This is a genomic window from Caulobacter vibrioides, from assembly GCF_002858865.1.
In the GTDB taxonomy this organism is placed as follows: domain Bacteria; phylum Pseudomonadota; class Alphaproteobacteria; order Caulobacterales; family Caulobacteraceae; genus Caulobacter; species Caulobacter vibrioides.
Genome location: NZ_PJRR01000019.1, coordinates 243,225 through 269,032, shown reverse-complemented (window position 1 = coordinate 269,032; position 25,808 = coordinate 243,225). Strand labels below are relative to the sequence as shown.

The 25,808-nt window shown below is 66.0% G+C and carries 28 protein-coding genes; 18 read left to right on the top strand and 10 right to left on the bottom strand.

All coding sequences use genetic code 11. The annotated features are described in order from the left end of the window. Positions 1–8: 8 nt before the first annotated feature. Complete coding sequence (locus CVUC_RS15505; protein ID WP_164468131.1) at positions 9–2,378, top strand: penicillin-binding protein 1A; 2,370 nt, start codon at positions 9–11, stop codon at positions 2,376–2,378. Positions 2,379–2,446: 68 nt separating this feature from the next. Further along, positions 2,447–3,572, top strand: a protein-coding gene (gene prfB, locus CVUC_RS15500; RefSeq protein WP_096033367.1) for a peptide chain release factor 2 whose coding sequence is annotated in 2 segments (ribosomal slippage) — positions 2,447–2,515 and positions 2,517–3,572 — 1,125 coding nt in all. Because the reading frame shifts where the segments join, the coding sequence is not laid out codon by codon here. Between the two features lie 77 nt (positions 3,573–3,649). On the opposite strand, the gene CVUC_RS15495 is transcribed toward prfB, so the two are convergent. From CVUC_RS15495 to CVUC_RS15475, 5 genes are all read right to left on the bottom strand, one after another. Beyond that, positions 3,650–4,135 (bottom strand): bactofilin family protein, encoded by a 486-nt coding sequence (locus CVUC_RS15495; RefSeq protein WP_010919739.1) that lies wholly within the window; start codon positions 4,133–4,135, stop codon positions 3,650–3,652. Continuing rightward, on the bottom strand, positions 4,116–5,267 hold the full coding sequence (locus CVUC_RS15490) for a peptidoglycan DD-metalloendopeptidase family protein (protein ID WP_096033366.1): 1,152 nt from the start codon (positions 5,265–5,267) through the stop codon (positions 4,116–4,118). Before CVUC_RS15490 ends, CVUC_RS15495 begins: the two co-directional genes overlap by 20 nt. 233 nt (positions 5,268–5,500) lie before the next feature. Next, positions 5,501–5,962 (bottom strand): peroxiredoxin, encoded by a 462-nt coding sequence (locus CVUC_RS15485; RefSeq protein WP_010919737.1) that lies wholly within the window; start codon positions 5,960–5,962, stop codon positions 5,501–5,503. A gap of 127 nt (positions 5,963–6,089) precedes the next feature. Next, positions 6,090–7,415, bottom strand: coding sequence for a tyrosine--tRNA ligase (gene tyrS / locus CVUC_RS15480; RefSeq protein ID WP_024265745.1), 1,326 nt, complete (start codon positions 7,413–7,415; stop codon positions 6,090–6,092). Between the two features lie 95 nt (positions 7,416–7,510). Next, positions 7,511–7,561 (bottom strand): hypothetical protein, encoded by a 51-nt coding sequence (locus CVUC_RS15475; RefSeq protein ID WP_024265744.1) that lies wholly within the window; start codon positions 7,559–7,561, stop codon positions 7,511–7,513. 43 nt (positions 7,562–7,604) lie between these two features. Between CVUC_RS15475 and CVUC_RS15470 the strand changes: the two genes are divergently transcribed. The 3 genes from CVUC_RS15470 (at position 7,605) to CVUC_RS15460 (ending at position 10,397) form a co-directional block, all read left to right on the top strand. Then, positions 7,605–8,711, top strand: coding sequence for an anhydro-N-acetylmuramic acid kinase (locus CVUC_RS15470; protein WP_164512730.1), 1,107 nt, complete (start codon positions 7,605–7,607; stop codon positions 8,709–8,711). Between the two features lie 63 nt (positions 8,712–8,774). Continuing rightward, positions 8,775–9,449, top strand: a complete 675-nt coding sequence (locus CVUC_RS15465; protein ID WP_096033364.1) for a DUF6624 domain-containing protein — start codon at positions 8,775–8,777, stop codon at positions 9,447–9,449. A gap of 54 nt (positions 9,450–9,503) precedes the next feature. Then, positions 9,504–10,397, top strand: coding sequence for a PD40 domain-containing protein (locus tag CVUC_RS15460; RefSeq protein WP_096033363.1), 894 nt, complete (start codon positions 9,504–9,506; stop codon positions 10,395–10,397). A 227-nt stretch (positions 10,398–10,624) separates the two neighbouring features. Here CVUC_RS15460 and CVUC_RS15455 read toward each other — a convergent pair whose 3' ends face one another. Then, positions 10,625–11,275, bottom strand: coding sequence for an alpha/beta hydrolase (locus tag CVUC_RS15455; protein WP_004615265.1), 651 nt, complete (start codon positions 11,273–11,275; stop codon positions 10,625–10,627). Positions 11,276–11,453: 178 nt separating this feature from the next. Here CVUC_RS15455 and CVUC_RS15450 point away from each other — a divergent pair, with 178 nt between their 5' ends. From CVUC_RS15450 to CVUC_RS15410, 9 genes are all read left to right on the top strand, one after another. Continuing rightward, on the top strand, positions 11,454–11,930 hold the full coding sequence (locus CVUC_RS15450; RefSeq protein WP_010919732.1) for an Rrf2 family transcriptional regulator: 477 nt from the start codon (positions 11,454–11,456) through the stop codon (positions 11,928–11,930). After that, a complete protein-coding gene (locus CVUC_RS15445; RefSeq protein ID WP_096033362.1) occupies positions 11,927–13,066 on the top strand; it encodes a cysteine desulfurase family protein in 1,140 nt (379 codons plus the stop codon). The genes CVUC_RS15450 and CVUC_RS15445 overlap by 4 nt, the downstream gene beginning before the upstream one ends. Next, a complete protein-coding gene (gene sufB / locus CVUC_RS15440; protein WP_096033361.1) occupies positions 13,066–14,535 on the top strand; it encodes a Fe-S cluster assembly protein SufB in 1,470 nt (489 codons plus the stop codon). The genes CVUC_RS15445 and sufB overlap by 1 nt, the downstream gene beginning before the upstream one ends. A gap of 178 nt (positions 14,536–14,713) precedes the next feature. Then, positions 14,714–15,463: a Fe-S cluster assembly ATPase SufC gene (gene sufC, locus CVUC_RS15435; protein WP_096034775.1), complete on the top strand. Its 750-nt coding sequence runs from the start codon at positions 14,714–14,716 to the stop codon at positions 15,461–15,463. Then, positions 15,460–16,488 (top strand): Fe-S cluster assembly protein SufD, encoded by a 1,029-nt coding sequence (gene sufD / locus CVUC_RS15430; RefSeq protein WP_096033360.1) that lies wholly within the window; start codon positions 15,460–15,462, stop codon positions 16,486–16,488. The genes sufC and sufD overlap by 4 nt, the downstream gene beginning before the upstream one ends. Next, the gene (locus tag CVUC_RS15425) at positions 16,488–17,714 is read left to right on the top strand and encodes an aminotransferase class V-fold PLP-dependent enzyme (protein WP_096033359.1); all 1,227 of its coding nucleotides are present in this window, start codon (positions 16,488–16,490) and stop codon (positions 17,712–17,714) included. Before sufD ends, CVUC_RS15425 begins: the two co-directional genes overlap by 1 nt. A 7-nt stretch (positions 17,715–17,721) precedes the next feature. Then, a complete protein-coding gene (locus CVUC_RS15420) occupies positions 17,722–18,078 on the top strand; it encodes an SUF system Fe-S cluster assembly protein (RefSeq protein WP_010919725.1) in 357 nt (118 codons plus the stop codon). A gap of 117 nt (positions 18,079–18,195) precedes the next feature. Further along, positions 18,196–18,588 carry a HesB/IscA family protein gene (locus CVUC_RS15415; RefSeq protein ID WP_096033358.1) on the top strand — a complete coding sequence of 131 codons (393 nt, stop codon included), beginning with the start codon at positions 18,196–18,198 and terminating at the stop codon, positions 18,586–18,588. Beyond that, the gene (locus CVUC_RS15410) at positions 18,588–18,788 is read left to right on the top strand and encodes a hypothetical protein (protein ID WP_096033357.1); all 201 of its coding nucleotides are present in this window, start codon (positions 18,588–18,590) and stop codon (positions 18,786–18,788) included. Before CVUC_RS15415 ends, CVUC_RS15410 begins: the two co-directional genes overlap by 1 nt. 104 nt (positions 18,789–18,892) lie before the next feature. Here the strand turns inward: CVUC_RS15410 and CVUC_RS15405 are convergent, their stop codons facing one another. Both CVUC_RS15405 and CVUC_RS15400 read right to left on the bottom strand, forming a co-directional pair. Further along, on the bottom strand, positions 18,893–19,711 hold the full coding sequence (locus tag CVUC_RS15405; protein ID WP_096033356.1) for a lysophospholipid acyltransferase family protein: 819 nt from the start codon (positions 19,709–19,711) through the stop codon (positions 18,893–18,895). Next, the gene (locus CVUC_RS15400; RefSeq protein WP_010919721.1) at positions 19,708–20,268 is read right to left on the bottom strand and encodes a TetR/AcrR family transcriptional regulator; all 561 of its coding nucleotides are present in this window, start codon (positions 20,266–20,268) and stop codon (positions 19,708–19,710) included. Before CVUC_RS15400 ends, CVUC_RS15405 begins: the two co-directional genes overlap by 4 nt. Positions 20,269–20,362: 94 nt before the next feature. Here CVUC_RS15400 and CVUC_RS15395 point away from each other — a divergent pair, with 94 nt between their 5' ends. The 3 genes from CVUC_RS15395 to CVUC_RS15385 are packed head-to-tail and all read left to right on the top strand — an operon-like array spanning position 20,363 to position 22,146. After that, positions 20,363–21,334: a glycosyltransferase family 9 protein gene (locus CVUC_RS15395; RefSeq protein WP_096033355.1), complete on the top strand. Its 972-nt coding sequence runs from the start codon at positions 20,363–20,365 to the stop codon at positions 21,332–21,334. Further along, on the top strand, positions 21,335–21,739 hold the full coding sequence (locus tag CVUC_RS15390) for a DUF6165 family protein (protein WP_010919719.1): 405 nt from the start codon (positions 21,335–21,337) through the stop codon (positions 21,737–21,739). Beyond that, positions 21,736–22,146: an ACT domain-containing protein gene (locus tag CVUC_RS15385; protein WP_096033354.1), complete on the top strand. Its 411-nt coding sequence runs from the start codon at positions 21,736–21,738 to the stop codon at positions 22,144–22,146. The genes CVUC_RS15390 and CVUC_RS15385 overlap by 4 nt, the downstream gene beginning before the upstream one ends. Here CVUC_RS15385 and CVUC_RS15380 read toward each other — a convergent pair. Both CVUC_RS15380 and CVUC_RS15375 read right to left on the bottom strand, forming a co-directional pair. Beyond that, positions 22,133–22,936, bottom strand: coding sequence for an enoyl-CoA hydratase/isomerase (locus CVUC_RS15380; protein WP_096033353.1), 804 nt, complete (start codon positions 22,934–22,936; stop codon positions 22,133–22,135). The two genes, CVUC_RS15385 and CVUC_RS15380, sit on opposite strands and share 14 nt — an antisense overlap. A 136-nt stretch (positions 22,937–23,072) precedes the next feature. Beyond that, the gene (locus CVUC_RS15375; RefSeq protein WP_096033352.1) at positions 23,073–24,134 is read right to left on the bottom strand and encodes a GGDEF domain-containing protein; all 1,062 of its coding nucleotides are present in this window, start codon (positions 24,132–24,134) and stop codon (positions 23,073–23,075) included. Positions 24,135–24,327: 193 nt separating this feature from the next. Between CVUC_RS15375 and CVUC_RS15370 the strand changes: the two genes are divergently transcribed. Then, entirely contained in the window at positions 24,328–25,785 is a 1,458-nt protein-coding gene (locus CVUC_RS15370; RefSeq protein ID WP_096033351.1) for a coniferyl aldehyde dehydrogenase, read from the top strand. Positions 25,786–25,808: the final 23 nt, after the last annotated feature.

The window sequence follows — 25,808 nt, the reverse complement described above, 5'->3', positions numbered from 1 at the left end:
GAGGTCGCGTGGATCTGAAACCCACCGAACGATGGATGGCCATCGCGGGCGTGGCGGTGCTGTCGGCGATCGCCGTCGCGGGATTCGCGATCGCGATCTATGCCGCCTGGCTGTTCCACGATATGCCCGACGCCGGTGAGTTGCAGGACTATCGCCCGCCGACCGCGACGCGCGTCTATGCCTGGGACGGCACCCTTATCGGCGAGTACTCCAAGGAACGCCGGATCTTCATCCCTTACGACCAGATTCCGCCACAGCTGGCGCAGGCGTTCCTGGCGGCCGAGGATCGCAACTTCTTCCAGCACGGCGGCGTCGATGTCGGCGGTCTGTCGCGGGCGATGATCAAGAATGTCGGCAACGCCGTGCGCGGGCGTCGCCTGGAAGGCGGCTCCACGATCACCCAGCAGGTGGCCAAGAACGTCCTGCTGACCTCCGACGCCACGGTCGGGCGCAAGTTCAAGGAAGCGATCCTGGCCCATCGCCTGGAGCAGTCGCTAACCAAGCAGCAGATCCTTGAGCTCTATCTGAACGAAATCTGGCTCGGCTACCGCTCGTTCGGCGTCGGCGCGGCCGCCTACAACTATTTCGGCAAGGCTCTGCCGGACCTGACCCTGGCCGAGTGCGCCTATCTGGCCTCTCTGCCCAAGGGGCCGGACAACTACCACCCGATCCGCAATCGGACCAAGGCGATCACCCGCCGCAACTGGGTGCTGGGCCAGATGGCCGAGCAGGGCTGGGTGTCCAAGGCCGACGCCCAGAAGGCGATGGCCGAGCCTCTCGTCGTCCAGGCCGCGCCCAAGCGCGCGGCCTATCGCGACGCCGACTATTTCGTCGAGGAAGTCCGCCAGCGGGGCATGGCGACCCTTGGTCCGCGCCTCAACGAAGGCGGCTACTACATGCGCACCACGCTGGATCCGCGTCTGCAAACGGCGGCGCGGGTGGCGCTGATGGACGGCCTTGAGAAGTATGATCGCCGCCACGGCTGGCGCGGCGCCTGGGGACGGGTCGAACCCAGCGACCTGAACTGGGAAAAGAAAGCCCTGGCCAAGGCCGCGCCGTCCGAGCGTCGCCAATGGCGCGCGGCGCTGGTGACCGGCAACGATGGCCGCGTCCGTCTCGTCAAGGGTGAGGGCGAAGGCCAGATCGTTTCCGAGGACATGACCTGGGCCAAGGCCGGCAAGGGCTTGAAGGCTGGAGACCTCGTCTTTGTGGAAAAGGCCGCGCAAGGCGGCTACCGCCTGCGGCAGATCCCGGCGGTCAACGGCGCCTTGGTGGCGATGGAACCCTATACGGGCCGGGTCGTGGCGTTGGTCGGCGGCTACAGCTACTCGCTTTCCAACTTCAACCGCGCCACCCAGGCGATGCGTCAGCCGGGGTCGTCGTTCAAACCGTTCGTCTACGCCGCAGCCCTGGAGAACGGCTACACCCCCGCCAGCGTGATCGTCGACAGCGCCATCACCTTCAAGGGCGCGAACGGCGAGGAGTGGAGCCCGGAGAACTACCACAAGGAATTCTACGGCGCGCAGCCGCTGCGCAAGGGCCTGGAGCAGTCGATCAACGCCATGACGGTTCGCCTGGCCCAGGGCGTCGGCATGAAGAAGATCGTCGACTTCGCCAAGCGCACGGGCGTGGTTCGCGACATGGATCCGGTGCTCGCCATGGCCCTGGGGGCCGGCGAGACCACGCCGTTCAAGCTGACCGCCGCCTACGCTCCGTTCGTCAACGGTGGGCGCCGGGTCGAGCCGCACCTGATCGAGCTGGTCCAGGATCGCGAGGGCAAGGTCATCTTCCGCGCCGACAAGCGCGACTGCGAGCGCTGCGAGGCCGGTTTCAACGGCGACGAAAGTCCGCGCTTCGCCGCGCCGGGCGAGCAGGTGATGGACCCGATCACCGCCTACCAGGTCACCTCGATGCTGCAGGGCGTGGTCCAGCGCGGCACGGCCGCCGCCGTCAGCTCGCTGGGCCGACCGCTGGCGGGCAAGACCGGCACCACCAACGAGTACCGCAGCGCCTGGTTCGTCGGCTATTCGCCGAACCTGATTGTCGGGGTCTTCATCGGCTTCGACGACAACCGCTCGCTGGGCGATGGCGAGACCGGCGCGACCGGTCCCGTGCCGATGTTCATGGACTTCATGAAGGTGGCGCTGGAAGGCCAGCCCGTGGTCGACTTCAAGCCGCCGAAGAACGCCAAGTTCGCCATGGTGCGGGGTGTGCGCGAAGCGTTCCGGCCGGGCACCGAGCCCAAGGTCGAGGTCGCCCCGACCGATGGCCCGATCCCGTACCAGGACCTTCCGCCTGGTCTGCCGCCAGTACCGCCGCCGGCGGCGCAGCCCGGTAAGCCCACACAAAAGCCGGATCCGCTGAGCGGGCTTTACTGACGTCCATTGCGCGAGGGAGCAACGCAAGTTATCTCCCGCGCCCTTCAACACTGTCACGGAGTTACGTGATGCGACCGGATGTCGAGGCCGCTGCGGCCGACATCGAGCAGTCCGTGGGACTGCTCAGGAGGCGTCTTTGACTGGGACGTCGCTCTCCGCAAGCTCGATGAGCTGAACGCCCGGGTCGAGGACCCGACCCTGTGGGACCGTCCGTCCGAGGCCCAGGCCGTGTCGCGCGAGCGCGCGAACCTGGCCGCCAAGGTCGAGGCCGTGCAGTCGATCGAGCGCGACCTCAAGGACGCCCTCGAATATGCCGAGTTGGCCGAGATGGAGTCCGACGAGGACTCGCTGAACGACGCCCGCGCCCAGCTGAAGTCGCTGAAGGAGCGCGCCGGCCGCGCCGAACTGGAGGCGCTGTTGTCGGGCGAGGCTGACGGCAACGACTGCTATGTCGAAATCAACTCCGGGGCGGGGGGCACGGAATCCTGCGACTGGGCCGGTATTCTTCTGCGTATGTACACCCGCTGGGCCAACGCCCACGGCATGACCACCGAGCTGATCGAAGAAACCGATGGCGATCAGGCCGGCATCAAGTCCGCGACCCTGCTGGTCAAGGGCGCCAACGCCTATGGCTGGCTGAAGACCGAGGCGGGCGTGCACCGCCTGGTGCGGATCAGTCCCTATGACAGCAGCGCGCGCCGTCACACCTCGTTCGCCTCGGCCTGGGTCTATCCCGTGGTCGACGACAATATCGAGATCGAGATCAATCCGTCCGATGTGCGTACCGACACCTACCGCGCCTCCGGCGCCGGCGGTCAGCACATCAACAAGACCGACTCGGCGGTGCGTCTCACGCACATTCCGACCGGCATCGCCGTGGCCTGCCAGGCCGGCCGCTCGCAGCACCAGAACCGCGAAGAGGCCTGGAAAATGCTGCGCGCGCGCCTCTATGAGGCCGAGCTCCAGAAGCGCGAAGCCGCGCAACAGGCGCTGGAAGACCAGAAGACCGACATCGGCTGGGGTCACCAGATCCGCAGCTACGTCCTGCAGCCCTACCAGATGGTCAAGGACCTGCGGACCAACGTCGAGACCTCCGACACCCAAGGGGTCCTTGACGGCGATCTCGACGCCTTCATGGCCGCGTCCCTGGCTCAGCGCGTGGGTCACACCCGCGACGGCGGCGAGGCGTCTTAAGAGCGCTGGGGCCGAGCGACCAAAAGAAAACGCCCCGGAGCGATCCGGGGCGTTATCATTTTCAGCTTCGGCCCGTCTTAGCCGGCGCTCTTGGCGATCGCCAGATGCTCGGGATGCGGCGCGGGTTGCGACGGCGCGGGCGCCGGGCGCTGGAACTTCAGGCTGCGGCCCTGGAAGAAGGCGCCGGTTTCCATGGCCAGCTGCTCGTGGGTGATGTCGCCATCGACATACGAGGTGCCGTAAAGGCGAACCTGCTTGGAGGTGATCGCGCCGACCACGCGGCCGCGCACCTCGACCGCCTCGGCATAGACCGAACCCTCGACATGGCCGGTTTCGCCGACGGTCAGGCGACCCACGCGGACGTCGCCCTTCACCACGCCGTCGATCTGCAGCTCGCCTTCGCCGGTAACGCCGCCCTCGATGGTCAGGTCGGCTGACAGCAGCGAGGCGACCTTGGGCGGTGCGCGACGCGCGGGCTCGGCCGGGGTGGCGGCCATGGGCGTCGGCAGCGGCTCGATGCGGGCCGGGGCCTTGTTGTTCGATTTAGCTTGCTTGCTGAACATACTCACCAGCCTTCAAGAAGCGGTTGGGGTTCTGGGCCTTGCCGTTGACCCAGACTTCGTAGTGCAGGTGCGGGCCGGTCGAGCGGCCTGTCGAGCCCATGCCGCCGACGCGCGAGCCGATGGCCACGCGTTGTCCGACACGAACGCTGATGGCGGCGAGGTGGGCGTAGCGGGTCTTGAAGCCGCCGCCGTGGTCGATCTCGACCGTCTTGCCATAGCCAGAGCGCACGCCGGTGAACGAGATCACGCCTGGAGCGGTGGCCATGATCGGCGTATGATAGCCGCCTGGGAAGTCCAGGCCGGAATGGAAGGCGGGGCGTCGGGTGAACGGATCAAACCGCACGCCATAGCTGGACGACAGGGCCGGATTGCTGGTCGGGCGATAGAAGGGCAGCTTCTTGGCCGCCGCGCCGAGCGATCGCATGTCCGACATGTCGTTCGCGGCGCGTTGGATGCGGGTGGCGAACTCTTCGTCCACGTCCAGCACAGCGGCGAGGGCGCGAGGATCCTTGGCCTCGATCAGCGGGCCGCCCAGCGACACGCCGCGGCCGGTATAGTTTCCAGCATCCAGGCCCGCCATCCGCATGGCCAGACGCAGGCGCTCGGCGCGGCTCTTGGCGAAGCTTTCGGCGGCGTCGATCAGGCGCTCCTGGTCCATCCGGGTGGCCTGCACCCGTTGCACCGGACTGGCGGCGAGGAGGCGAGGCTTGGCGACCTGCAGCGCTTCGGCGGCGCCGGGTACGCCCTTGAAGTCGGAGACCAGCAGGGCGAGCGCGGCGTGGCGCTTTTCGACCGACGCGGCGAGCTCTTCCAGCGAGCCATTGGTGGCGGAGAGTTGCGCCACAGCGCTGTTCAGGCGGGCCTGACGATCAGCGTTCAGGCGCTCGTAGTAAGCTTTTTGCTTGATGACCTGCTGGTCGGTCGAGCTGACCGCCAGGGCGTTGACCATCATCGCTGCCGTGCAGACGCCCATCCACAGTGCGCCGACGGCCACGCCGGCGGCGCCCAGGAGCTGCTTGTTGGTCGAGAAGACATAGCCGCGCATCTCGCCGCCGGAGCGGATGTAGATGTGCCGTTCAGGAAAAAGGGCTTCCAGAGATTGCCGCAGTCGCTTGAAGCGTTTGATCGCCATCGCCCCAGGAAACCCCCCGTTTCAGGTCCCGGCGATATGCAACGATAAAACGGAAGCGCGCAAGCGTCTTCGCGCCCGAAGGGAGCGCGAGTCACAAAATTGAACTCTGCGCCCCAATCCTTAACGATCTCTGACTGAAACGGCCACGCCAGACCCGCGGTTCCGCGCTGAAACGCCACAGGCCGATGCCTTGCTGCAACAGTTGCGCGCATCTCAGGCGCGCGAGGCGAGGTCTATTTGATCGCCTTGGCGGCGTTCATGACCGCCTTGATGTGGCCAGGCACTTTCACCTTGCGCCAGATCTCGCGGATGACGCCTTCGCGGTCGATCAGGAAGGTCGAGCGATCGATGCCCATGTACTTGCGGCCGTACATGCTTTTTTCGACCCAGGCCCCGTAGGACTCGACGACATCGCCCAGCGTGTCAGCGGCCAGTTCGATGGTCAGGTCGTGCTTGGCGCGGAACTTGGCGTGCGAGGCGGCGCTGTCCTTGGACACGCCGATGATCACCGCGCCCAGCTTCTGGAATTCCTCGACTTCCGACGAGAACTGCAGCGCCTCTGAGGTGCAGCCGGCGGTGTCGTCCTTGGGATAGAAGTACAGGACGACGTTCTTGCCCTTGAGGGCCGACAGGCTGACGCGACCGGTGTCGGTCGGCAGGTCGAAATCGGGAGCCTTGTCGCCGGGCTGCAGCATCGAACGCTTCCTTGAAATTTGTCATCCCAACCCAGCGCGAAGCGCGCTGAGCCGGGATCGCCAATGGCATGAGTCTAACCAGTCCCGCCTTGGCTACGCCAGGGCCGGGATGACAATCAACTCATAACTAAACAGGCTTCACCAACACGATCTTCTTCTTGCCGGCCGCCAGCTTGACCACGCCCTCGACGAGATCGGCGGCGGTGATCAGGCGGTTGGCGTCGGCTTCGGCCTTGTCGTTGACCTTGAGGCCGCCGCCTTGGGCCAGACGACGCGCCTCGCCGCGCGATCCCGCCAGACCCGCGTCAGCGAACAGGGCCGCCAGAACGACGCCGGCGTCCAGGTCCGCCGCCGCGATCTCGTAGGTCGGCAGGTCAGCTGACAGCGCGCCTTGCTCGAACGCCTTTTCAGCGGCGTCGCGAGCCTTGCGAGCCTCTTCCTCGCCGTGGGCCATGCGGGTGGCCTCATCGGCCAGCACCTTCTTGGCCTCGTTGATCTGGGCGCCTTCCAGGGCCTCCAGTTCGGCGATGCGATCCAGCGGCAGGTCGGTGAACAGCTTCAGGAAACGGCCAACGTCCGCGTCCTCGGTGTTCCGCCAGAACTGCCAGTAGTCGTAGGGGCTCAGCTGTTCGGCGTTCAGCCACACTGCGCCCGCCGCCGTCTTGCCCATCTTGGCGCCCGAGGCGGTGGCCAGGAGCGGCGTCGTAAGGCCAAAGGCGCTCTTCTGGTCGACGCGGCGGGTCAGCTCGACGCCGTTGAGGATGTTGCCCCACTGGTCCGAGCCGCCCATCTGCAGCACGCAGCCGTGGGCGCGGTTCAGCTCCAGGAAGTCCACCGCCTGCATCAGCATGTAGTTGAACTCGAGGAACGTCATCGGCTGCTCGCGCTCGAGGCGCAGCTTGACCGAGTCGAACGCCAGCATGCGGTTGACCGTGAAGTGCACGCCGTACTCGCGCAGGAACTGGACGTAGCCGAACTTCGACAGCCAGACGTCGTTATCGACCATGATCGCGTCGGTGGGCCCGTCGCCGAAGGTCAGGAACTTCGAGAACACCGTCTTGATGCCCGCGATATTGGCCTGGATGTCGGCGTCGCTCAGCAGCTTGCGGCTTTCGTCCTTGCCCGTGGGATCGCCGACCTTGGTCGTGCCGCCGCCCATCAGGACGATCGGCTTGTGGCCGGCCTGCTGAAGGCGGCGCAGCAGCATGATCTGGATCAGCGAACCGACGTGCAGGCTGGGCGCAGTGGCGTCGAAGCCGATGTAGGCGACGATCGGGCCGCCCTGCGCCGCCGTGTCCAGTTCGTCCGCATGGGTGATCTGGTGGATGTAGCCGCGCGCCTCCAGGGTTCGCAGGAACTCTGACTTGAAGGACGAGGCGGCGGACATGGATCGACTCTCTATCTGACGTGGCGGGCCGTCTAGCACGGCTTGGTCGGTGTGTGAGGGGTTCATTTCAGACTCCGGGAACGGGCCGGAGCGCATGATCGACTGTGTTGAAGCGACCCCGGCGAGGCGGGGGCAAAGCGACGTGTCTGGTCGGCCTCCCGCTATGGCAGCGGGCGGTAATAGGGGCGGGCCAGGACGAAAGCGTCGATCATGGGGCCTAGCTACCGTTTAACGGGCATGGCAGTCAACGTTCCCATGAAGATCCTGGGATTCATGACCGGCACCTCGCTGGATGCGGTCGACATGGCGGTGCTGGAGACCGATGGCGTGGAGATCAGCGCCTTCGGTCCGGCGGGCGAGCGCAAGTTGCGCGAAGCCACCCGCGACCTGCTGCTGAAGACCACCGACATCGCCCGCGCCTGGCCGCGCGGCGAGCCTGAGCCGGTGATCCTCGAGGAGGCCCGGCGCGCCGTGGCCGACGAGCACTTCCAGGCCGCCGAAAGCTTTCTGGATGAGCACGGTCTCTCTTGGAGCGACTTCGACCTGCTGGGCGTGCACGGCCAGACGGTTCTGCACGAGCGTCCGACGGCGGAGCGGGTGGGGCGCACGGTGCAACTGCTCGACGCCGATCGCCTGGCGCGCCTCTGCGGGCGTCCGGTGGCGTTCGACTTCCGCACCGCCGATGTCGCCGCCGGCGGGGAGGGCGCCCCGCTGGCGCCGATCTACCACGCCGCCCGCGCCCGGGCCTCGGGTTTGGCCGCCCCGGTGGCGGCGCTGAACGTCGGCGGGGTCGCCAACATCACCCTGATCGGCGCGGACGGCGACCTGCTGGCCTTCGACACCGGCCCCGGCAACGGCATGATCGACCTGATGCTGCAGGCGAGGGGGCTTGGCCGCTTCGACGAGGATGGTCGTCTGGCCCTGGCCGGCCGCGTGGATGAGGCCGTTCTGGCGGCGCTGTTCGACAGTCCCTATTTCGACGCGCCCGCGCCGAAATCGCTGGACCGCTATGACTTCTCGTTGACCCCGGTCGATCATCTCTCCGCTGAGGACGCAGCTGCGACCTTGGTGGCCTTTACCGCCGAGGCGGTGTTCAAGGCCTTCGCCCAGACCGGCGAGGCGCCCAGCGCCCTGATCGTCTGCGGCGGCGGCCGGCATAATCCGGCGATCATGCAGACCCTGGCCGCGCGCGCGCCCGTACCGGTCAAGAGCGCCGAGGCCTATGGCTGGCGCGGCGACAGCATCGAGGCCGAGGCCTTCGCGTACCTCGCGGCGCGAACCGCCATGGGTCTGCCGATCAGCTTCCCGGGGACCACGGGCGTGAAAGCGCCTATGACGGGTGGACGGATCGTCCAACCCTGATACGCCCAGACTTCGTCACAATTTTGGATTGAGCTTGCGCCGCGTTGAAGTCCGGGGGTGAGCATGATCGGGATTCTGTTGGTGGCGTTGCTGTCCGCCAGTGATACTCCGCCCCTTGGTCCGCGCGCCGCCGAACTGATAGCGCCCGTCCGCCAGGCTTTGGACGCCGAGCGCAAAACCCAGGCCGCCCTGCCGCCACCGGCGAACGACTCGGAAAAGCTGGAGCGCATGGGAAGATTGGATCAGGTCGGGCGGCGCGTCCTGACCCAGATCGACCTGTCCGTGCTGCCGCCTGAGGAGTTGAAGGCCGCTCGAAAGGCGATATGGGCGCCGATCGAGGAAGCCGACGCCGAAAATGAGAGAGCATTGTTGGCTATGGTGCCGCCGGAAGGCTGGTTTCTGAAGAGTCGTTATGGGGACAGAGCCGCGAAAGCGGCGTTCAATATCGTCCAGCATTCGAACCTCGATCTCTGGCGGCGGTTCGTGCCCGTGCTCGAGCCGCTCGTGGCTAAGGGCGAGGTCGATGGCCAGAGCTACGGCCTGATGTATGACCGGCTGGCGCTTAATGAGGGGCGACCCCAGCGCTATGGCAGTCAGATGGTCTGCAAGGACGGCAGGTATGTGGTCGACACGCTAGAAGCGCCTGAAGCAGTGGACGAACGCCGAAAAGCCATGGGCTTTCTTACGCCGCTTGCTGAGTATGTAGCGACGTTCGCCAAGTATCCGCCCTGCAACTGAGCGCCAATGAACAAGGCCTCCCCGAAGTTATGTCTCGTTAATAGAAGGTAATCTATGAATCGCGTTTGTATGTTAGTTTTGCCGTTACTTTCTGTAATCGCTATAAGCGGCAAAAGTTATGGCCAAGATGAATTTCCTGCACTCAAAGGCCCTTACCTAGGGCAGACCCCGCCGGGGTTAATCGCCAAGCCCTTTGCTCTTGGCATTGTGAATACAGAAGAATGGGGAGACGCCGGCAGCTTCTCCCCTGACATGAACGAGTTTTTTGTCACTAGATGGAAACACACTCGTGACGCCAGAGAACCGGAATCTGTCATTTTTAGACAAGTGGGCGATCAGTGGCGCAAGATAGCGGTGCCGGCTGGGGAGAGCAGGCCCTTCTACGCCCCAAACGGTAAAACCTTGCATTATGGCGCCAAATACAAGGAGCGCACTGCTGACGGTTGGTCAGAGCTGAAAAGTCTTGGCCCTGCTTTTGAAGGCATACGCATTATGAGCCTTTCAGCATCAGCCAAAGGGACTTTAGTTCTGGATGAAAGAGCTAGTTCAACCGTTGATGGAATTCTTCGGTACTCAAGGCTCGTGAGTGGCAAATGGCAAGACCCGGAGCCGTTTCCCAGGGAAATCAATACCGGCAAATGGAATGCCCATCCGTACATCGCCCCTGACGAGAGCTACGTCATGTGGGACGGTGAAAGGGAGAGTGGGTATGGCGATGCTGATCTCTATATCAGTTTTCGGCAGAAAGATGGCTCATGGGGTGAAGCTATCAATCTGGGGGACAAGGTAAATACAGAAGCCGGAGAAGGTGGGGCGCAGGTCACGCCTGACGGAAAATATCTCTTCTTCAATCGAATGGTGCCTAATGCAAACGGCAAGGCGGGCTCTCAATCAGATTTATATTGGATCGATGCGCAGATAATACAAGACCTGAAGCCGAAAGAGTAATCCATCTAGAAATCGCAGACGGTGTGCTGCCAAAAGAAGGCGCACCTTCAGCGGCTTTAACCTCGCGTCATGGCGTAGCAGAGACCAGTTTAGCAGGTCGCCGCGATCGCCTCGTACTATTGACAAGCCATAGCTTGTGGCAGGGACGCTTCTAACCTTTACCGACACCCCTGAAACGAAAAAGGCCTCCCCGAAGGGAGGCCTTTTAAGCGTTTGGACTTGAAGTCCTAGATCGGATTTTCCGCCAGGCGCTTGTCGAGATAGTCGCTGACGCTCTTTTCGACGCTGGGCAGGTGCTCGGCCCAGAAGTGGGTGGCCTTGTCGATGACTTCGTAGTCGATTGTGATGCCCTTCTGGGTGCGCAGCTTGGTGACCACCCGCTCCACCTCGACCGGGGGGGTGATGGTGTCGGCCGAGCCCGTCAGGAACAGGCCCGAGGCCGGGCAGGGGGCCAGGAAGCTGAAGTCGTACATGTTGGTCGGCGGCGACACCGAGATGAAGCCGTCCGTTTCCGGGCGGCGCATCAGGAGCTGCATGCCGATATAGGCGCCGAAGTCGAAGCCGGCGACCCAGGTCTGGCTGGCGGCCGGGTTGGACGTCTGTAGCCAGTCCAGAGCCGTGGCCGCGTCGGCCAGTTCACCGATGCCGGCGTCAAACTCGCCCTGGCTGCGGCCCACGCCGCGGAAGTTGAAGCGCAGGGTCGCAAAACCGCGCTTCATGAACAGGTGGTACAGTTGCACCGAGACCGGGTGGTTCATGTGACCGCCGGCCTTGGGGTGCGGGTGCAGGATCAGGGCGATCGGCGCCGTCTCGGTCTTGCCCGGAGAATAGCGACCCTCGATCCGGCCGGACGCGCCGGTCAAAATCACATCAGGCATATCGTCCCCTTCAGCTGGCGACGGCGGAGCCCGGCTTTTTAGGGGCCGGAATACTTGACCGCCGCGCTTGGTCTTCCTAAATCGCAGCCGCAATGCGGACAGATGGTCCGCGCGCGAAGTCGCGGCTTGTAGCACACGCAAAAGCCGATGCGCGCGGAATCTGCAAGGGGTAAGGCTGATGCGCCTGAGCACCAAAGGCCGATACGCCGTGATGGCGATGACCGACCTGGCCAAACGCCAGGACGAAAGCGATGGTCGCGCCGTGGCGCTGGCCGAGATCGCCGCGCGCCAGCAGATCTCGCTTTCTTATCTCGAACAGCTTTTCGCGCGCCTGCGCCGCAAGGGTCTGGTGATCAGCGCCCGGGGTCCCGGCGGCGGCTATCGCCTGGCCAAGGCCTCGGATGAGACCTTCATCGCCGACATCGTCCTGGCGGTGGACGAGCCGCTGCGCGCCACCCGCTGCAACTTCACCAAGGGTCAGGCCAAGGGCTGCATGGCCGGCGGCGAGCGGTGCATGACGCATAATCTCTGGGAAGAGATGGGCCGCCAGATCCACGGCTATCTGGCTTCCGTCTCGGTCGCCGACGTGCTGGCCGGCGAGCTCCGCCCCCAAGGAAGTATGATGGGCCGCCCGATGGAGATCGCGGCCGAGTGAACGCTTCCCGACCCTCGGTCTATCTCGACTACAACGCCACCGCCCCGCTGCGGCCGGAGGCGAAGGACGCGCTGCTGCGCGCCCTCGAGAGCCCGGCCAACCCCTCATCGGTCCATGCCGCCGGCCGCGCGGCGCGGGATCTGGTCGAGCGCGCTCGCGCCGAGGTCGCCGCCCTGGTCGGCGTGCCGGCCGGCTCGGTGACCTTCGTCAGCGGCGGCACCGAGGCCAACGCCCTGGCCATCGAAAGCGCCAAGGCCGCCGGCGTCGAACGCATCATCATTTCCGCCATCGAACATGACGCGGTGATGGAGACGGCCAAGGCCTCTGGCTTGCCGGTCGAGGCCTTGCCTGTGGATAACCATGGCGTCGCCGATCTCGACTGGCTGGCGCAAGCGCTTGAAAAGTCAGGAAAGACCCTGGTCTGCCTGATGCTGGCCAACAACGAGACGGGCGTCATCCAGCCTGTGGATAAGGCCTCGGCCCTGGTGCGCGCCCGCGACGGCTGGCTGCATGTCGACGCCGTCCAGGCGGCCGGCAAGATCGCCATCGACTTCTCGGGCCTCGGCGCCGACACCCTGGCGCTATCGGCTCACAAGCTGGGCGGGCCGCAGGGCGTCGGCGCCCTGATCGCCGGAACCCGCGCGACCGTGACCCGTCGCCTGCACGGCGGCGGTCAGGAGCGCGGCCGTCGGGCCGGCACCGAGAACGTGGCCGGGATCGCCGCGTTCGGCGCGGCCGCCAAGGTGGGGCGTGAGACGCTTGCCTCGACGGCCGAACAGGCCCAATGGCGCGACGCCTTGGCTGAGCGGGTCAAGGCGCAGGGCGCGGTCGTGCTGGGCGAAGGTGCTGATCGTCTTCCCCAGACGTTGTGCTTTGCAGGCGAGGGCTTCGGCTCCGAGGTCCAGGTCATGACCATGGATCTGGCCGGCGTCATGGTCAGCGCCGGCAGCGCCTGCTCGTCGGGCAAGGTCAAGGTCAGCCGTGTGGTGGACGCCATGGGCCGGGCTGATCTGGCTCCGTTCGCCCTGCGGGTCAGCGGCGGCTGGGCGAGCACGGAAGACGATTGGATCAAGTGCGGCGACGCCTGGCTCGCCGCCTGGAAGCGTATCGGCGCACGGCGCCGGGAGGTGGCTTAATGGCCGCGGTCAAAGAGACTGTCGAAACCGTCGCCGCGCTCGAGAAGTACGAGCACGGCTTTACCACCGATATCGATCAGGAGTTCGCCCCCAAGGGCCTCTCCGAGGACATCGTGCGCTTCATCTCGGCCAAGAAGGACGAGCCGGCGTGGATGCTGGAGTGGCGGCTGGAAGCGTATCGCCGCTGGCTGGCGATGGACGAGCCCGACTGGGCTAAGGTCAGCTATCCGCCGATCGACTACCAGGACACCTACTACTACGCCGCGCCCAAGACCAAGGAGGGCCCCAAGAGCCTGGACGAGGTCGATCCGGAGCTGCTGGCCGTCTACGAAAAGCTCGGCATCCCTTTGAAAGAGCAGGCAGTTCTGGCCGGCGTTGAAGGCGCGCCGCGCTACGCTGTCGACGCGGTGTTCGACAGCGTCAGCGTCGTGACCACCTTCAAGAAGGAGCTGGCCCAGGCCGGTGTCATCTTCTGCTCGATGAGCGAGGCGGTCCGCGAACACCCGGACCTCGTCCGCCAGTACCTGGGCAGCGTGGTGCCGACCTCGGACAACTATTTCGCCTGTCTGAACAGCGCGGTTTTCTCAGACGGTTCGTTCGTCTACGTCCCGCCGGGCGTGCGCTGCCCGATGGAGCTGTCGACCTATTTCCGGATCAACGCCAAGGATTCCGGGCAGTTCGAGCGGACTTTGATCATCGCCGACAAGGGCGCCTACGTCTCGTATCTGGAAGGCTGCACGGCCCCGATGCGAGACGAGAACCAGCTGCACGCGGCCGTCGTCGAGCTCGTCCTGCTGGACGACGCCGAGATCAAATACTCGACCGTTCAGAACTGGTACCCGGGCGATCCGCAGACCGGCAAGGGCGGGATCTACAACTTCGTGACCAAGCGCGCCGACTGCCGCGGTGATCGCTCCAAGGTATCGTGGACCCAGGTCGAGACCGGCTCGGCCATCACCTGGAAGTATCCGTCCTGCGTGCTGCGCGGCGAGGGCAGCTCGGGCGAGTTCTATTCGATCGCCGTGACCAACGGCCACCAGCAGGCCGACACCGGCACCAAGATGATCCACCTGGGCGCCAACACCCGCTCGCGGATCGTCGCCAAGGGCATCAGCGCCGGCAAGTCGACCTCGACCTATCGCGGTCTCGTCTCGGCCCACCCCAAGGCTAAGGGTGCGCGCAACTTCACCCAGTGCGACAGCTTGCTGATCGGCAAGGACTGCGCAGCCCACACCGTGCCCTATATCGAGGCCCGTAACGGCCAATCGGTGTTCGAGCACGAGGCCACCACCACGCGGCTTTCGGACGACCAGCTATTCTACTGCCAGCAGCGCGGCCTCTCGGAAGAGGAGTCGGTGGCCCTGCTGGTCAACGGCTTCGTCAAGGACGTGCTGCAGCAACTGCCCATGGAATTCGCCGTCGAGGCCCAGAAGCTGGTGGCGATCAGCCTGGAGGGCAGCGTGGGATGAGCCCGATCGCACATTCCCTTCTCCCCCTGCGGGAGAAGGTGTCGGCGCAGCCGACGGATGAGGGGTCTCGCCGACCCGCCCGTCGCGCCAACCCGATCCGCTTTTCGACCCCTCATCCGACCCGCTTCGCGGGCCACCTTCTCCCGCAAGGGGAGAAGGAGAATGCGAAATGACAACAATGCTCTCCATCCAGAACCTTCACGCCCGCGTCGAGGACAAGCCGATCCTGAAGGGCGTCACGCTGGACGTGCCGGCCGGCGAGGTCCACGCGATCATGGGGCCGAACGGCGCCGGCAAATCGACTCTGTCCTATGTGCTGACCGGCCGCGACGGCTATGAGGTCACCGAAGGCGCGGCGACGCTCAATGGCGAAGACCTGCTGGCCCTGGAGCCCAACGAGCGGGCCGCCAAGGGCCTGTTCCTATCGTTCCAGTATCCGCTTGAAATCCCGGGCGTTCCGGCCCTGACCTTCATCCGCACCGCCCTCAACGCCCAGCGCCGCGCGCGTGGCGAGGACGAGATCGCCGCCCCGGCGTTCCTGAAGCTGGCCAAGGAGAAGGCCGCGTCTCTGAAGATCGACTTCGAGATGCTCAAGCGCGGCCTGAACGTCGGCTTCTCGGGCGGCGAGAAGAAGCGGATGGAAATCTTCCAGATGTCCATGCTTTCGCCGAAGTTCCTCATCCTCGACGAGACCGACAGCGGCCTGGACATCGACGCCCTGAAGATCGTCTCCGAAGGCGTCAACGCCCTGCGCAGCCCCGAGCGCGGCATGCTGGTCATCACCCACTACCAGCGCCTCTTGGACCACATCAAACCCGACAAGGTCCACGTGCTGGCCGCAGGCCGCATCGTCGCCTCGGGCGGTCCGGAGCTGGCGCTGCAGCTGGAAGCGGAAGGCTATGACCGCATCGTGGGGGCGGCGGCTTGACCCTTTCCATCGCCCTCAAGACCGGCGACCTCTCGGCGCTGCCGTCGCGGCGCGACGAGGACTGGCGCTGGACCGACCTGCGGGGCCTTCTCAAGACCCTGCCGCCGGTCGCGCCGGCGCATGACGGCGAGGTTCCGGCCGGTCCGTTCGCGGGCCTGGCCGACGCCGAGACTGTATTCGTCAACGGCCGCCGCGTGACGGCGTCCGACGCCGCCTCGGGCGTCGTCGCCCTGCGCTTCGTCGCCCTGGCCGATAAGGCCGCGCAGGGCGCCAGCCACGCCATCGTCGTTAAGCCGGGCGAGAGCCTCGTCCTGCTCGAAAGCCATGAAGGCCGCGCCGGATCTTACGTCTCCGACGTCGCGCTGGACATCGCTGTGGGCGAGGGCGCCTCGCTGGAGCGGATCGTGCTGGTCGAGGATGACGCCGAGGCGGTCAATGTCGTCACCGCCGAGGTGACGCTCGCGCCCGGCGCCAAGTTCGCTCAGACCGTCCTGACCGGCGGCGCGCGTCGTCAACGGATCGAGACCCGCGTCCGCCACCCCGGCGCCCATGCCGAGGTCCGCCTCGACGGCGCCTATCTGCTGGATGGCCAGCGCCACGCCGACCTGACCAGCGTCGTCACCCACGGCGGCCTCGATGGCGTCACCAGCCAGCTGACCAAGGGCATGGTCACCGACCAGGCGCGCGGCGTGTTCCAGGGCCGGATCGTCGTCGAGAAGGGCGCCGACCAGACCGACGCGCGGATGGGCCACCACGCCCTGATCCTGTCCGACAAGGCCGAGATCGACGCCAAGCCCGAACTGCTGATCTTCGCCGACGACGTCTCCTGCGCCCACGGCAACACGATCGGCGCGCTGGACGACGAAGTGTTGTTCTACGCCGAGCAGCGCGGCATCCCCGAGGCCGAGGCCAAGGCCATGCTGACCGTGGCCTTCGTGGGCGAAGTGATCGAGCGGATCGCGCACGAGGGCGCGCGTGAGCTCGCCGCCGCCTGGGTGGCCCGCAAGCTGGGGAGTGAGGCCTGATGGCTTTTGACGCCCCCTACGACGTCGCCGCGATCCGCGCCCAGTTCCCGATCCTGGCGCGAGAAGTCCACGGCAAGCCGTTGATTTATCTCGACAGCGCCGCCAGCGCCCAGAAGCCCGACGCAGTGCTGGACGCGATGATGGGCCTGGCGCGGACCTCCTACGCCAACGTCCATCGCGGCCTGCACACGCTCGCCAACGAAACGACCGAAGCCTATGAAAACGCGCGCGAAACCGTCGCGCGCTTCATCAACGCCGAGCGCGACGAGGTCGTCTGGACCAAGAGCGCGACCGAGGCGGTGAACTTGGTCGCCAGCTCGCTGGGCCTGTCGCTGAACGCCGGCGACGAGATCGTGCTGTCGGAGATGGAGCACCACGCCAACATCGTGCCCTGGCACTTCCTGCGCGAGCGCAAGGGCGTGGTCCTGAAGTTCATCCCGGTGCTGGACGACGGGCGCCTGGGCATGGAGGCCTATAAGGGCCTGCTGTCGGACAAGACGAAGATGGTCGCCGTCACCCACATGTCCAACGTACTGGGCACCGTGAACGATGTGGCCGAGATCGTCCGCCTCGCCCATGCCGCCGGCGCACCGGTGCTGCTGGACGGCTGCCAGGGCGTGGTTCACACCAAGGTGGATGTGAAGGCGCTGGACGTCGATTTCTATGTCTTCTCCGGTCACAAGCTGTATGGCCCGACCGGCATCGGTGTGCTCTACGGCAAGGCCGAGCGGCTGGCGGCCCTGCCGCCGTACCAGGGCGGCGGCGAGATGATCGCCTCGGTGGCGCTGGACAAGATCACCTATGCCGACCCGCCGCATCGCTTCGAAGCCGGCACCCCGGCGATCCTGGAGGCCGTAGGCCTGGGCGCGGCGATAGAATGGCTGAACGGCCTGGACCGCGACGCCGTCTTCGCCCACGAGCACGCCCTCTATGAGCGGGTCGCCGAGCGCCTGCGCGGCGTCAACGGCGTGCGGATCCTGGGCGAGGCGCCCGGCAAGGGCGCGGTGCTGTCCTTTACGGTCGAGGGCGCCCACGCCCACGACATCGCCCAGGTGCTGGATCGCTACGGCGTCGCCGTGCGCGCCGGGACCCACTGCGCCGAGCCCTTGATGCGCCGCTTTGGCGTCACGTCGAGCGCGCGCGCCTCCTTCGCCCTATATAACACCGAGGCCGAGGCCGATGCGTTCGTCGACGCGCTGGCCAAGGCCTGCAGTTTCTTCAGTTGAGCTCCCGATGACCGACGCCGCCTCCCAGGAAACCGTTACGGCTCTGACCCAGGACGAGCTGAACCGGCTGACGGACCAGCTGATCGAAAAGCTGAAGACCGTCTATGACCCGGAAATCCCGGTCGACATCTATGAGCTGGGCCTGATCTACAAGGTCGATGTCAGCGACTCCAAGGACGTCGCCATCGACATGACCCTGACCGCGCCGGGCTGCCCGGTGGCCGGCGAGATGCCGGGCTGGGTCAAGGACGCGGTCATGGAGATCCCGGGCCTGAAGTCCTGCACGGTCGAACTCACGTTCGACCCGCCGTGGGACGCCTCGCGCATGAGCGACGAGGCCAAGTTGCAGTTGAATATGTTCTAGTATCTTTCTTCCGATCTTCCCGGCGAACGCCGGGACCCAGGTGAAGCCCGGAGCCGTTCCGGATGGATCTGGACCCCGGCATTCGCCGGGGAGGTCGGATAAAGGGAGTTCGAGCCCATGGAACCCACGATCGCCATCCGTCCCCGCCGCCCGCGCCCCAAGGTCGTGACCCTGACCGAGGCTGCGGCCGCGCGCGTGAAGGAGATCATGGACAAGGCTGACCAGCCTTATGCGGGCCTGCGGGTCGGTGTGAAGAACGGCGGCTGTGCGGGCCAGGAATACGTCTTCGAATACGCCAAGGAAAAGGGCCCGATCGACGAAGTCGTCGAGGACAAGGGCGTCACCATCCTGATCGAGCCCAAGGCGGTGCTGTTCCTGGTCGGGACCGAGATCGACTACGAGGTCACCAAGCTGTCCTCGAAGTTCGTGTTCCACAATCCGAACGAAACCGACGCCTGCGGCTGCGGTGAGAGCGTGACGATCCAGCCGGCCGCTGAGGCCCTGGACTGATGCTGGCGAAAACGCCGTCCTGTGTCGAATGCGGCCTGCCGTGGGGCGCTCCGCGCTTCAAGCATGAGGACGAGGCGCCGCTCTACTGGTCGGACACCGGCCTCCTGTGCTCCAGCGACTGCGCCCAGACCCACTTCGCCAAGCGGCGGGCTGAAGGAACGTTCGCGGGCGTTCCTGCGGAGTGTCCGGTCGAGGTCTGATCGCTCTAGCGAACCCTCTCCCAGAGGGAGAGGGCAGGGTGAGGGGCTATAGCCTCAGCCGGCTTAGTCCTAAGCCCACACCGGTCCTTCGGACCACCCTCTCCCTATGGGAGAAGGGACGCAGCGGCGGGCTCGGCCGGGGCGGAGGCAGTCTTCTTGCCACCAGGCTCCACCAGCACCGAAGGCTTCACCGCCTCGCCGCGCGCCTGGGCGATGAGCTCATTCGTCCGCCCCTCGATCGTCGTCTGCATCAGCGCCATGAACGCGTCCTTCTCCAGGCCCTGTGGCAGGGCGGGCAGGAACTGGATGGTCGCCATGCCGGGCGTCTTCTTCTTCTCGGTCTGCTGCCAGAAGCAGCCGAGGTTCGTGGCCACCGGCACGACCGGCAGGCCGAAGTCCTTGCTCATGTAGTAGACGCCCGTGCGGTAGCGGAAATGCTCACCCGGTGCGGCCAGGTGGCCTTCCGGATAGATCAGGATGCGACGACCCTCGGCCGCGACCTGGGCGGCGCTCTTGGACAGCGCCTCGCGTGCCTCGGGCCCGCCGCAGCTGTCGACAACAATGGCGCCGAACTTCTTCAGGATGGTCCCGACCAGCGGGAACTTTTCCAGGTGGTCGCCGGTGACAAAGCTGAGGTTGTCGACATGGGCGAACATCACAAAGCCGTCGCCCCAGCTGTGGTGCTTGGCGGCGATGATGCAGGGCCCGGCGGGGAGGTTCTCCTGGCCCTTCACCTGCACCTTGACGCCGGCCAGGGTGTCCAGCGCCCACAGCATCCGGCGGCTGTAGAGCCGCAGGGTGAAGGTCACGGCCTCGCGTCCAGGCGCCAGCGCCGCGAAGGCCGCTGACAAGCCGTAGAAGATCGACAGAACCCAATAGTAGGCGTTGAACAAAACGCTGCGCATCGAAGGGTGTCCTTTCATCGCGCGAACAGCACGGCCTGGACGGCCGCAGTCATCAGGGGGGCGTGGGCGGAGAGGGCGTCGTCGCCCAATCGGCCATAGGCCTTGTTTTGGGCGGTCTGGGTGATCACGCCGATGGCCATGGCGGCCAGCACGCGCGGATCGCCCGGCGGCATCTCAGCGTTGATCATCGCCCGCTTGATCAGGTCCTCGACCAGGGTGACCGGATCGCGGCCGTCTTCCTGGTAGTAGGGCAGGAAGTGGTGCAGCTGCAGCAGGTGGAACGAGAACAGCAACCAGTCCTCATCGGCCACCGCGCAGTAGGCGCTCACCAGCGCAGCGGCCTTGGCCTTGATGCCGCTGGCGGCGGCGGCCTCGTCGGCGATCAGGGTCGAGAGGCGGCGGTGGCAGTCCATGAAGAGGCCCAGCGCCAGGGCGTCCTTGCTCTTCCAGTGGCGATAGATGGCGCCTTCGGAGACGCCGGCCCGGGCGGCGATGGTCTTGGTGGTCGCCGCGTCGACGCCTTCGGTGACGAAGGCCTCCAGCGCCGCGCGTTGGATGCGGGGTTTCGCGCTCATGACGGGAGCTTCGCACACTGCTTGAAACTCGCAAGTGAGTGCTCACTTACATTTCCGTGATTGACCGTGATCGACGAGGCGGCGACACACGGCCATGGTCCAGACGGTTCTTGTGTATTCGATGGCCGAGGTGATCGGCGACGGGCTGATCAAGCTGCCCTTCATCGCCGGCCTGCGCGCGGCGTTTCCCGGCGCGCGGATCAGCTGGTGCGCCGCCAAGGGCGAGACCGTCTATACGGGGCCGCTGAAGGCCGTCGTGGCGGGCTCCATCGACGAGGTGATCCTGGAGGGCGCCAACGGCGCTGCGGCGCTGGACAGCTTGCCGTGGTCCAGGCCGTTCGGCGGGCGCAGGTTCGATCTCGTCATCGACACCCAGGAGAACCTGCGCCGCAGCGGAGTCGCCAAGCGGGGCTGCGCCGGGCGTTTCGTCTCGGCCGCGCGTCAGGCGAGGCGCCAGGACTGGCCGGTTGCGGTGACCGACCGTCTGGCGCGACTGCTGGATCTGGCGACGGACGGGCAGGGCGGGCCAAGGCCCCTGACCCTGACCCATCCCGACGCGCTGAAGGCTGCGGAGCTTCTGTTGCCGGCCGGCCCGACCTATGTCGGCCTCGCCCCCGGCGCCGGCGGACAGGACAAGCGCTGGCCGCTGGCGAACTACCTGGAACTGGCGCGCCGCGTACTCGCCAAGGGCTGGACGCCGGTCTTCCTGTTTGGCCCGGACGAGGCCGATGACGCGGCGATCGCCGCACGCGAGGTTCCTCAGGCGCTGCAGCCCGAGCGCAACCGCACAGACGGTCTGCCCGTGAAAGGGCCGCTGCTGGTCATCGCCCTGGCCGGACGCATGGCCGCCGGGGTCGCCAATGACGCTGGACCCGGCCACATGCTGGCGGCCGGCGGCACGCCCTTGCTGTCGCTGCAGCAGGACCGCCGCAAGGCGGTGAAGTTCCGTCCCGCCGCCCAGCGGCTTGAGATGCTGGTCGCGGAGGACTACGGAAGCGATATGGGCGCCCTGCCGGTCGAAGCGGCTTGGGGGGCGCTCGAGCAGCTGGTTTCCGGAGCGTCCTGAATGTCCATCCTTGCGCCGATCTCGGCGGGCGAACTGGTCGACAAGATCACCATCCTGCGCGTCAAGGCTCAGCGCATCGGCGATCCGGCCAAGGAGGCCAATGTTCGCAAGGAGTTGGCGCTGCTGGAGACGACGGCCCGCGAGCACCTGCCGGAAAACGCCGAGATCGCCCGGCTCACCGAAGAGCTGACCATCGTCAACGCCGCGCTCTGGGACATCGAGGACGGCAAGCGCGACTGCGAGCGTCGCCAGGATTTCGGGCCGGACTTCGTGGCCTTGGCGCGCCGCGTCTATATCGACAACGACAAGCGCGCCGCCATCAAGCGCGCCATCAACGAAGCGGCCGGATCTGAGATCGTGGAGGAAAAGAGCTACAAGCCCTATCTCGGAACCCCAGAAAAGTGACGCAAGTCGTTCGCGATGCTGGGGAAATGCTCGCGGGCATGACGCCGGAGCTGAAGTCCGGCCAGTACGTGTTCTGCGCCGCCGGCGACCGGGATTGGACGCTCGTGCAGCCGCTGGCGATGTTCCGCGAGGCGGAAGGCGTCAGCCTGATCCTTGAGCGCAGCGCGGCGGAGGCGGCGGGGTTTCCCGTCGAGGCGCCGATGGCCCTGATCACCCTGAACGTCTATTCGGCCCTCGATGGCGTGGGTCTGACCGCCGCCGTATCCGGTGCGCTCGCCGAGGCCGGGATCGCCTGCAACATGGTCGCGGCGCTACACCACGACCATGTCTTTGTGCCTGTAGAGCGGGCGAAGGAGGCGGTGGGGATCCTCCTGGCGCTGCAGGCGAAAGCCGCTACCGCCCCTTGAACACCGCCGCGCGCTTCTGAAGGAAGGCGGTGACGCCTTCGATGAAGTCCTCGGTCTTGCCGGCGATCTTCTGGGCCTTGCGCTCGGCGTGCAACTGGCCGGTCCAGTCGCTGTCGAGGCTGTCCCAGACCAGCTTGCGAATGACGCCCAGCGCGGCCGGCCCCTTGGCCAGTTCCTGCGCCAGGGCGTGGGCCGTGACCATCAGCTCGGCATCCGGCACGCAGCGGTTCACCAGGCCCCACTGGAGGGCCGTGGCGGCCGGGATCTTGTCGCCCAGCAGCATCATCTCCATGGCCCGCGCCTTGCCGATCAGGCGTGGCAGCAGATAGGTCGAGCCGCCGTCGGGCACCAGGCCGATGCGGCGGAACGCCTGCAGGAAATAGGCGCTCTCGGCGGCGACGATCAGGTCGCCCATCAGCGCGATTGAGCAGCCCACCCCGGCGGCCGGACCGTTCACCGCCGTGACGATCGGCAGCGGAAAGTCTCGCAGCAGGGTCATCAGCGGATTGTAGACGGTTTCCAGCGCCGAGCCGGCGTCGGGCTTGCCGTCGACGTCCGCCTCGCGACCGGCGGCGCCGCCGCCCGACAGGTTGGCGCCCGAGCAAAAGCCACGACCTTCACCGGTGAGGATCACGGCGCGCGCCTCGATCTTGCCGGCGGCGATCGACGAGAAGGCATGATGCAGTTCGCGCGCGACCTCCGGGCTGGCCGCGTTCAGTGTGGTCGGATCGGCGAGGGTGACGGTGGCGACGCCATCCTGCGTCGAGACACGGATCTTCTGATAGTCCACGGCGGAGCCTCCCTGTGTTCGTTGGGGGCGAGTCTAGGCGCCTTTGCCCCTTGGGAAGGCTAGCGAAATCTTCAGAAACAGAAACGCCGCCGATCAGGGACCGGCGGCGCAAAGGTAGGTCTTCTGCTGAAAAAGGTCAGGCGGCGTTGGCGGCGCCGGGCATGGACTCCGCGGCCGTCACGCGATTGCGGCCACCACGCTTGGAGGCGTAGAGCGCGGCGTCCGCCCGTTCCATCACCGAGTGGCCCGACTCGCCCGGCTTACGCTCGGCGAACCCCGAGGACACCGTGATCGCGCCCAGGTCCTCGTTGGTCGAGCGGCGCTTGAGCATGCGCGACGACACCTCGACGCGGATTTCCTCCAGCGTGGTCGCCACCACCGAGGCGGCTTCGCGGGGGAAGATCATCGCGAACTCCTCGCCGCCGTAGCGGGCGGCGAAGCGGGGCGGGGCGGCGACACGGCCGATGACCGAGGCGACATAGCGGATGACCTGGTCGCCCGTCTGGTGGCCCCAGGTATCGTTGAAGCCCTTGAAGTGGTCGATATCGAGCACCGCCAGGCAGATGGTCGTGCCACCTTCCTCGGCCTCGGCGCAGGCGCGGTCGAGTTCGTCGTCGAAGGCCTTGCGGTTGGCCAGATTGGTCAGGCCGTCGGTCGTGGCGTCGCGTCGCACCTGCTCCAGATGTTCGCGCAGGCGTTCGACTTCGGCGGTGGAGTCGGCGAGACGCGCCTCCAGCGACTGGTTTTCCTTGTGCACCCGGCGGGTGGCTTCGGCGATGCTGCCGACCACCGCCTTGATCGAGGCGACGTCGGTCTGGGTGTCGAGGCTCTTGCTCGCGCCGGCCAGTTCCTGGCCGAAGGCGGCGTTGGACTTCTGGGCGTTCTGGATCGCCTTGGAAACCGCCTCCAGTTCCTTGGACAGAATGTCGCCCGCATCGCGGATCTGTTCGTTCAGACGCGCCTTGGGCAGGAACGTCGCGGCAAGCTCTTCGCTGACCAGTTCGGTCATCGGCTCGCCCAGCGAGATCAGTCGGGTCAGCTCACGCGCCAGTGCGCCATTCGGGTCGGCCACATAGTGCGTCCAGAGCTCGAAGTTCAGCGCGGTCGGCCAGACTTGATGCCGTTCCATAAGCTCCAGAGCGCGCGAGGCGATCTTGTAGGCCTCTGGACCGCGCAGCGTGGTTTCGACGTCCGACATGTTCTCTTCCCTCGATGACGTTGCCCTTGCGGCAATGCCGATCGCTTGGGTTTGCAGCCTAAGCTGTAGAGTTCTTACGAGGCGTTAAGAACGAACGACGTTCACTTGCGTCTTAGCGCCGCCTCCCGCATGGTGATCATTGATAAGATGAGTTCCGCGCCATCGGCCGGACCTTGGGAGGAGCGACCAGTCCATGAACGCACCGGTGAATTTGTCTTCCGACGCGCACAAGGCGGTGATGAACGACGTGTTGCAGCGCCAGAAGGCCGCCCATCTTCGGGATGGTCCGCCCAGCGCTGAAAAGCGAATCCAATGGCTGAACCGGTGCATTGACCTGCTGGTCGGGCACCAGGCCGAGATCGCCAAGGCGGTGAATCAAGACTTCGGCTCCCGATCGCCCGAGGCGACGTCGCTGACGGACGTGGCCGGCTCGATCGGCCCGCTGAAGCACGCCCGCGAGCATCTGACCAAGTGGATGAAGCCGGAGAAGCACAAGACGACGCCGGCGATCCTGGGTCTGTTCGGGGCCAAGGCGACGGTGCAGTGGCAGCCCAAGGGCGTGGTCGGGGTGATCAGCCCCTGGAACTTCCCGGTCAACCTGACCTTTGCACCGCTGGCGGGCGTGTTCGCCGCCGGCAACCGCGCGATGATCAAGCCGTCCGAGTTCACGCCCGCGACGTCCGATCTGCTGAAGGCCATGTTCGCCAAGGCGTTCAACGAGGAGGAAGTCGCCGTCTTCGTCGGCGGGCCGGAGGTCGGTCAGGCGTTCTCGGGCCTGGCCTTCGACCACCTGGTGTTCACCGGCGCGACCTCGGTGGCCAAGCACGTGATGCGCGCCGCCGCCGAAAACCTTGTTCCCGTCACCCTCGAGTTGGGCGGCAAGAGCCCGGTGATCCTCTCGCGCGGCGCCGACATGGCGACCGCCGCCGCTCGGGTGATGAACGGCAAGACCCTGAACGCCGGCCAGATCTGCCTGGCGCCCGACTATGTCCTGGCCCCGCAGGAAGACGTCGAAGCCTTCGTCAAGGAAGCCCAGGCCGCGGTCAGCCGCTACTTCCCGACGATCAAGGACAATCCCGACTACACGGCTGTGGTGGCCCAGCGCCACTATGATCGGGTCAAAGGCTATGTCGACGACGCTCGCGCCAAGGGCGCTCGGGTTATCGAGATCAATCCGGCCGGCGAGGATCTGTCGCAGCAAGAGCACCGCAAGATTCCGCCGACCCTGATCCTCGACCCCACCGACGACATGAAGGTGATGCAGGAAGAGATCTTCGGTCCTGTGCTGCCGGTGAAGGGCTACAAGACCGTCGACGAGGCGGTCGACTATGTGAACGCCCACGACCGCCCATTGGCGCTCTATTGGTTCGGGACCGACGAGGCCGAGAAGGACCGGGTGCTGGAGAGCACCACCAGCGGCGGCGTCACGGTCAATGACGTGATCTTCCACGTGGCCCAGGAGAACCTGCCGTTCGGCGGTATCGGTCCGGCCGGCATGGGCGCCTATCACGGCTATGACGGCTTCCGCGAGTTCAGCCACCGCAAGGCGGTGTTCCAGCAACTCAAGAAGGACATCGCGCCGATGCTGGGCCTGCGGCCGCCCTATGGCGAGGGCATCCGCAAGTATCTGGCGGGCCAGATCAAGAAGTAGCCAATCGCGGCGCGGCGTGCTCC

What these genes read in the sequence shown, in the direction of transcription:
- CVUC_RS15495 (WP_010919739.1), bottom strand. Translation starts at nt 4,135, where the DNA reads ATGTTCAGCAAGCAAGCTAAATCGAACAACAAGGCCCCGGCCCGCATC.
- CVUC_RS15490 (WP_096033366.1), bottom strand. Translation starts at nt 5,267, where the DNA reads ATGGCGATCAAACGCTTCAAGCGACTGCGGCAATCTCTGGAAGCCCTT.
- CVUC_RS15485 (WP_010919737.1), bottom strand. Translation starts at nt 5,962, where the DNA reads ATGCTGCAGCCCGGCGACAAGGCTCCCGATTTCGACCTGCCGACCGAC.
- tyrS (WP_024265745.1), bottom strand. Translation starts at nt 7,415, where the DNA reads ATGAACCCCTCACACACCGACCAAGCCGTGCTAGACGGCCCGCCACGT.
- CVUC_RS15470 (WP_164512730.1), top strand. Translation starts at nt 7,605, where the DNA reads ATGAAGATCCTGGGATTCATGACCGGCACCTCGCTGGATGCGGTCGAC.
- CVUC_RS15465 (WP_096033364.1), top strand. Translation starts at nt 8,775, where the DNA reads ATGATCGGGATTCTGTTGGTGGCGTTGCTGTCCGCCAGTGATACTCCG.
- CVUC_RS15460 (WP_096033363.1), top strand. Translation starts at nt 9,504, where the DNA reads ATGAATCGCGTTTGTATGTTAGTTTTGCCGTTACTTTCTGTAATCGCT.
- CVUC_RS15455 (WP_004615265.1), bottom strand. Translation starts at nt 11,275, where the DNA reads ATGCCTGATGTGATTTTGACCGGCGCGTCCGGCCGGATCGAGGGTCGC.
- CVUC_RS15450 (WP_010919732.1), top strand. Translation starts at nt 11,454, where the DNA reads ATGCGCCTGAGCACCAAAGGCCGATACGCCGTGATGGCGATGACCGAC.
- sufB (WP_096033361.1), top strand. Translation starts at nt 13,066, where the DNA reads ATGGCCGCGGTCAAAGAGACTGTCGAAACCGTCGCCGCGCTCGAGAAG.
- sufC (WP_096034775.1), top strand. Translation starts at nt 14,714, where the DNA reads ATGCTCTCCATCCAGAACCTTCACGCCCGCGTCGAGGACAAGCCGATC.
- CVUC_RS15425 (WP_096033359.1), top strand. Translation starts at nt 16,488, where the DNA reads ATGGCTTTTGACGCCCCCTACGACGTCGCCGCGATCCGCGCCCAGTTC.
- CVUC_RS15420 (WP_010919725.1), top strand. Translation starts at nt 17,722, where the DNA reads ATGACCGACGCCGCCTCCCAGGAAACCGTTACGGCTCTGACCCAGGAC.
- CVUC_RS15415 (WP_096033358.1), top strand. Translation starts at nt 18,196, where the DNA reads ATGGAACCCACGATCGCCATCCGTCCCCGCCGCCCGCGCCCCAAGGTC.
- CVUC_RS15410 (WP_096033357.1), top strand. Translation starts at nt 18,588, where the DNA reads ATGCTGGCGAAAACGCCGTCCTGTGTCGAATGCGGCCTGCCGTGGGGC.
- CVUC_RS15405 (WP_096033356.1), bottom strand. Translation starts at nt 19,711, where the DNA reads ATGAAAGGACACCCTTCGATGCGCAGCGTTTTGTTCAACGCCTACTAT.
- CVUC_RS15400 (WP_010919721.1), bottom strand. Translation starts at nt 20,268, where the DNA reads ATGAGCGCGAAACCCCGCATCCAACGCGCGGCGCTGGAGGCCTTCGTC.
- CVUC_RS15395 (WP_096033355.1), top strand. Translation starts at nt 20,363, where the DNA reads ATGGTCCAGACGGTTCTTGTGTATTCGATGGCCGAGGTGATCGGCGAC.
- CVUC_RS15390 (WP_010919719.1), top strand. Translation starts at nt 21,335, where the DNA reads ATGTCCATCCTTGCGCCGATCTCGGCGGGCGAACTGGTCGACAAGATC.
- CVUC_RS15375 (WP_096033352.1), bottom strand. Translation starts at nt 24,134, where the DNA reads ATGTCGGACGTCGAAACCACGCTGCGCGGTCCAGAGGCCTACAAGATC.
- CVUC_RS15370 (WP_096033351.1), top strand. Translation starts at nt 24,328, where the DNA reads ATGAACGCACCGGTGAATTTGTCTTCCGACGCGCACAAGGCGGTGATG.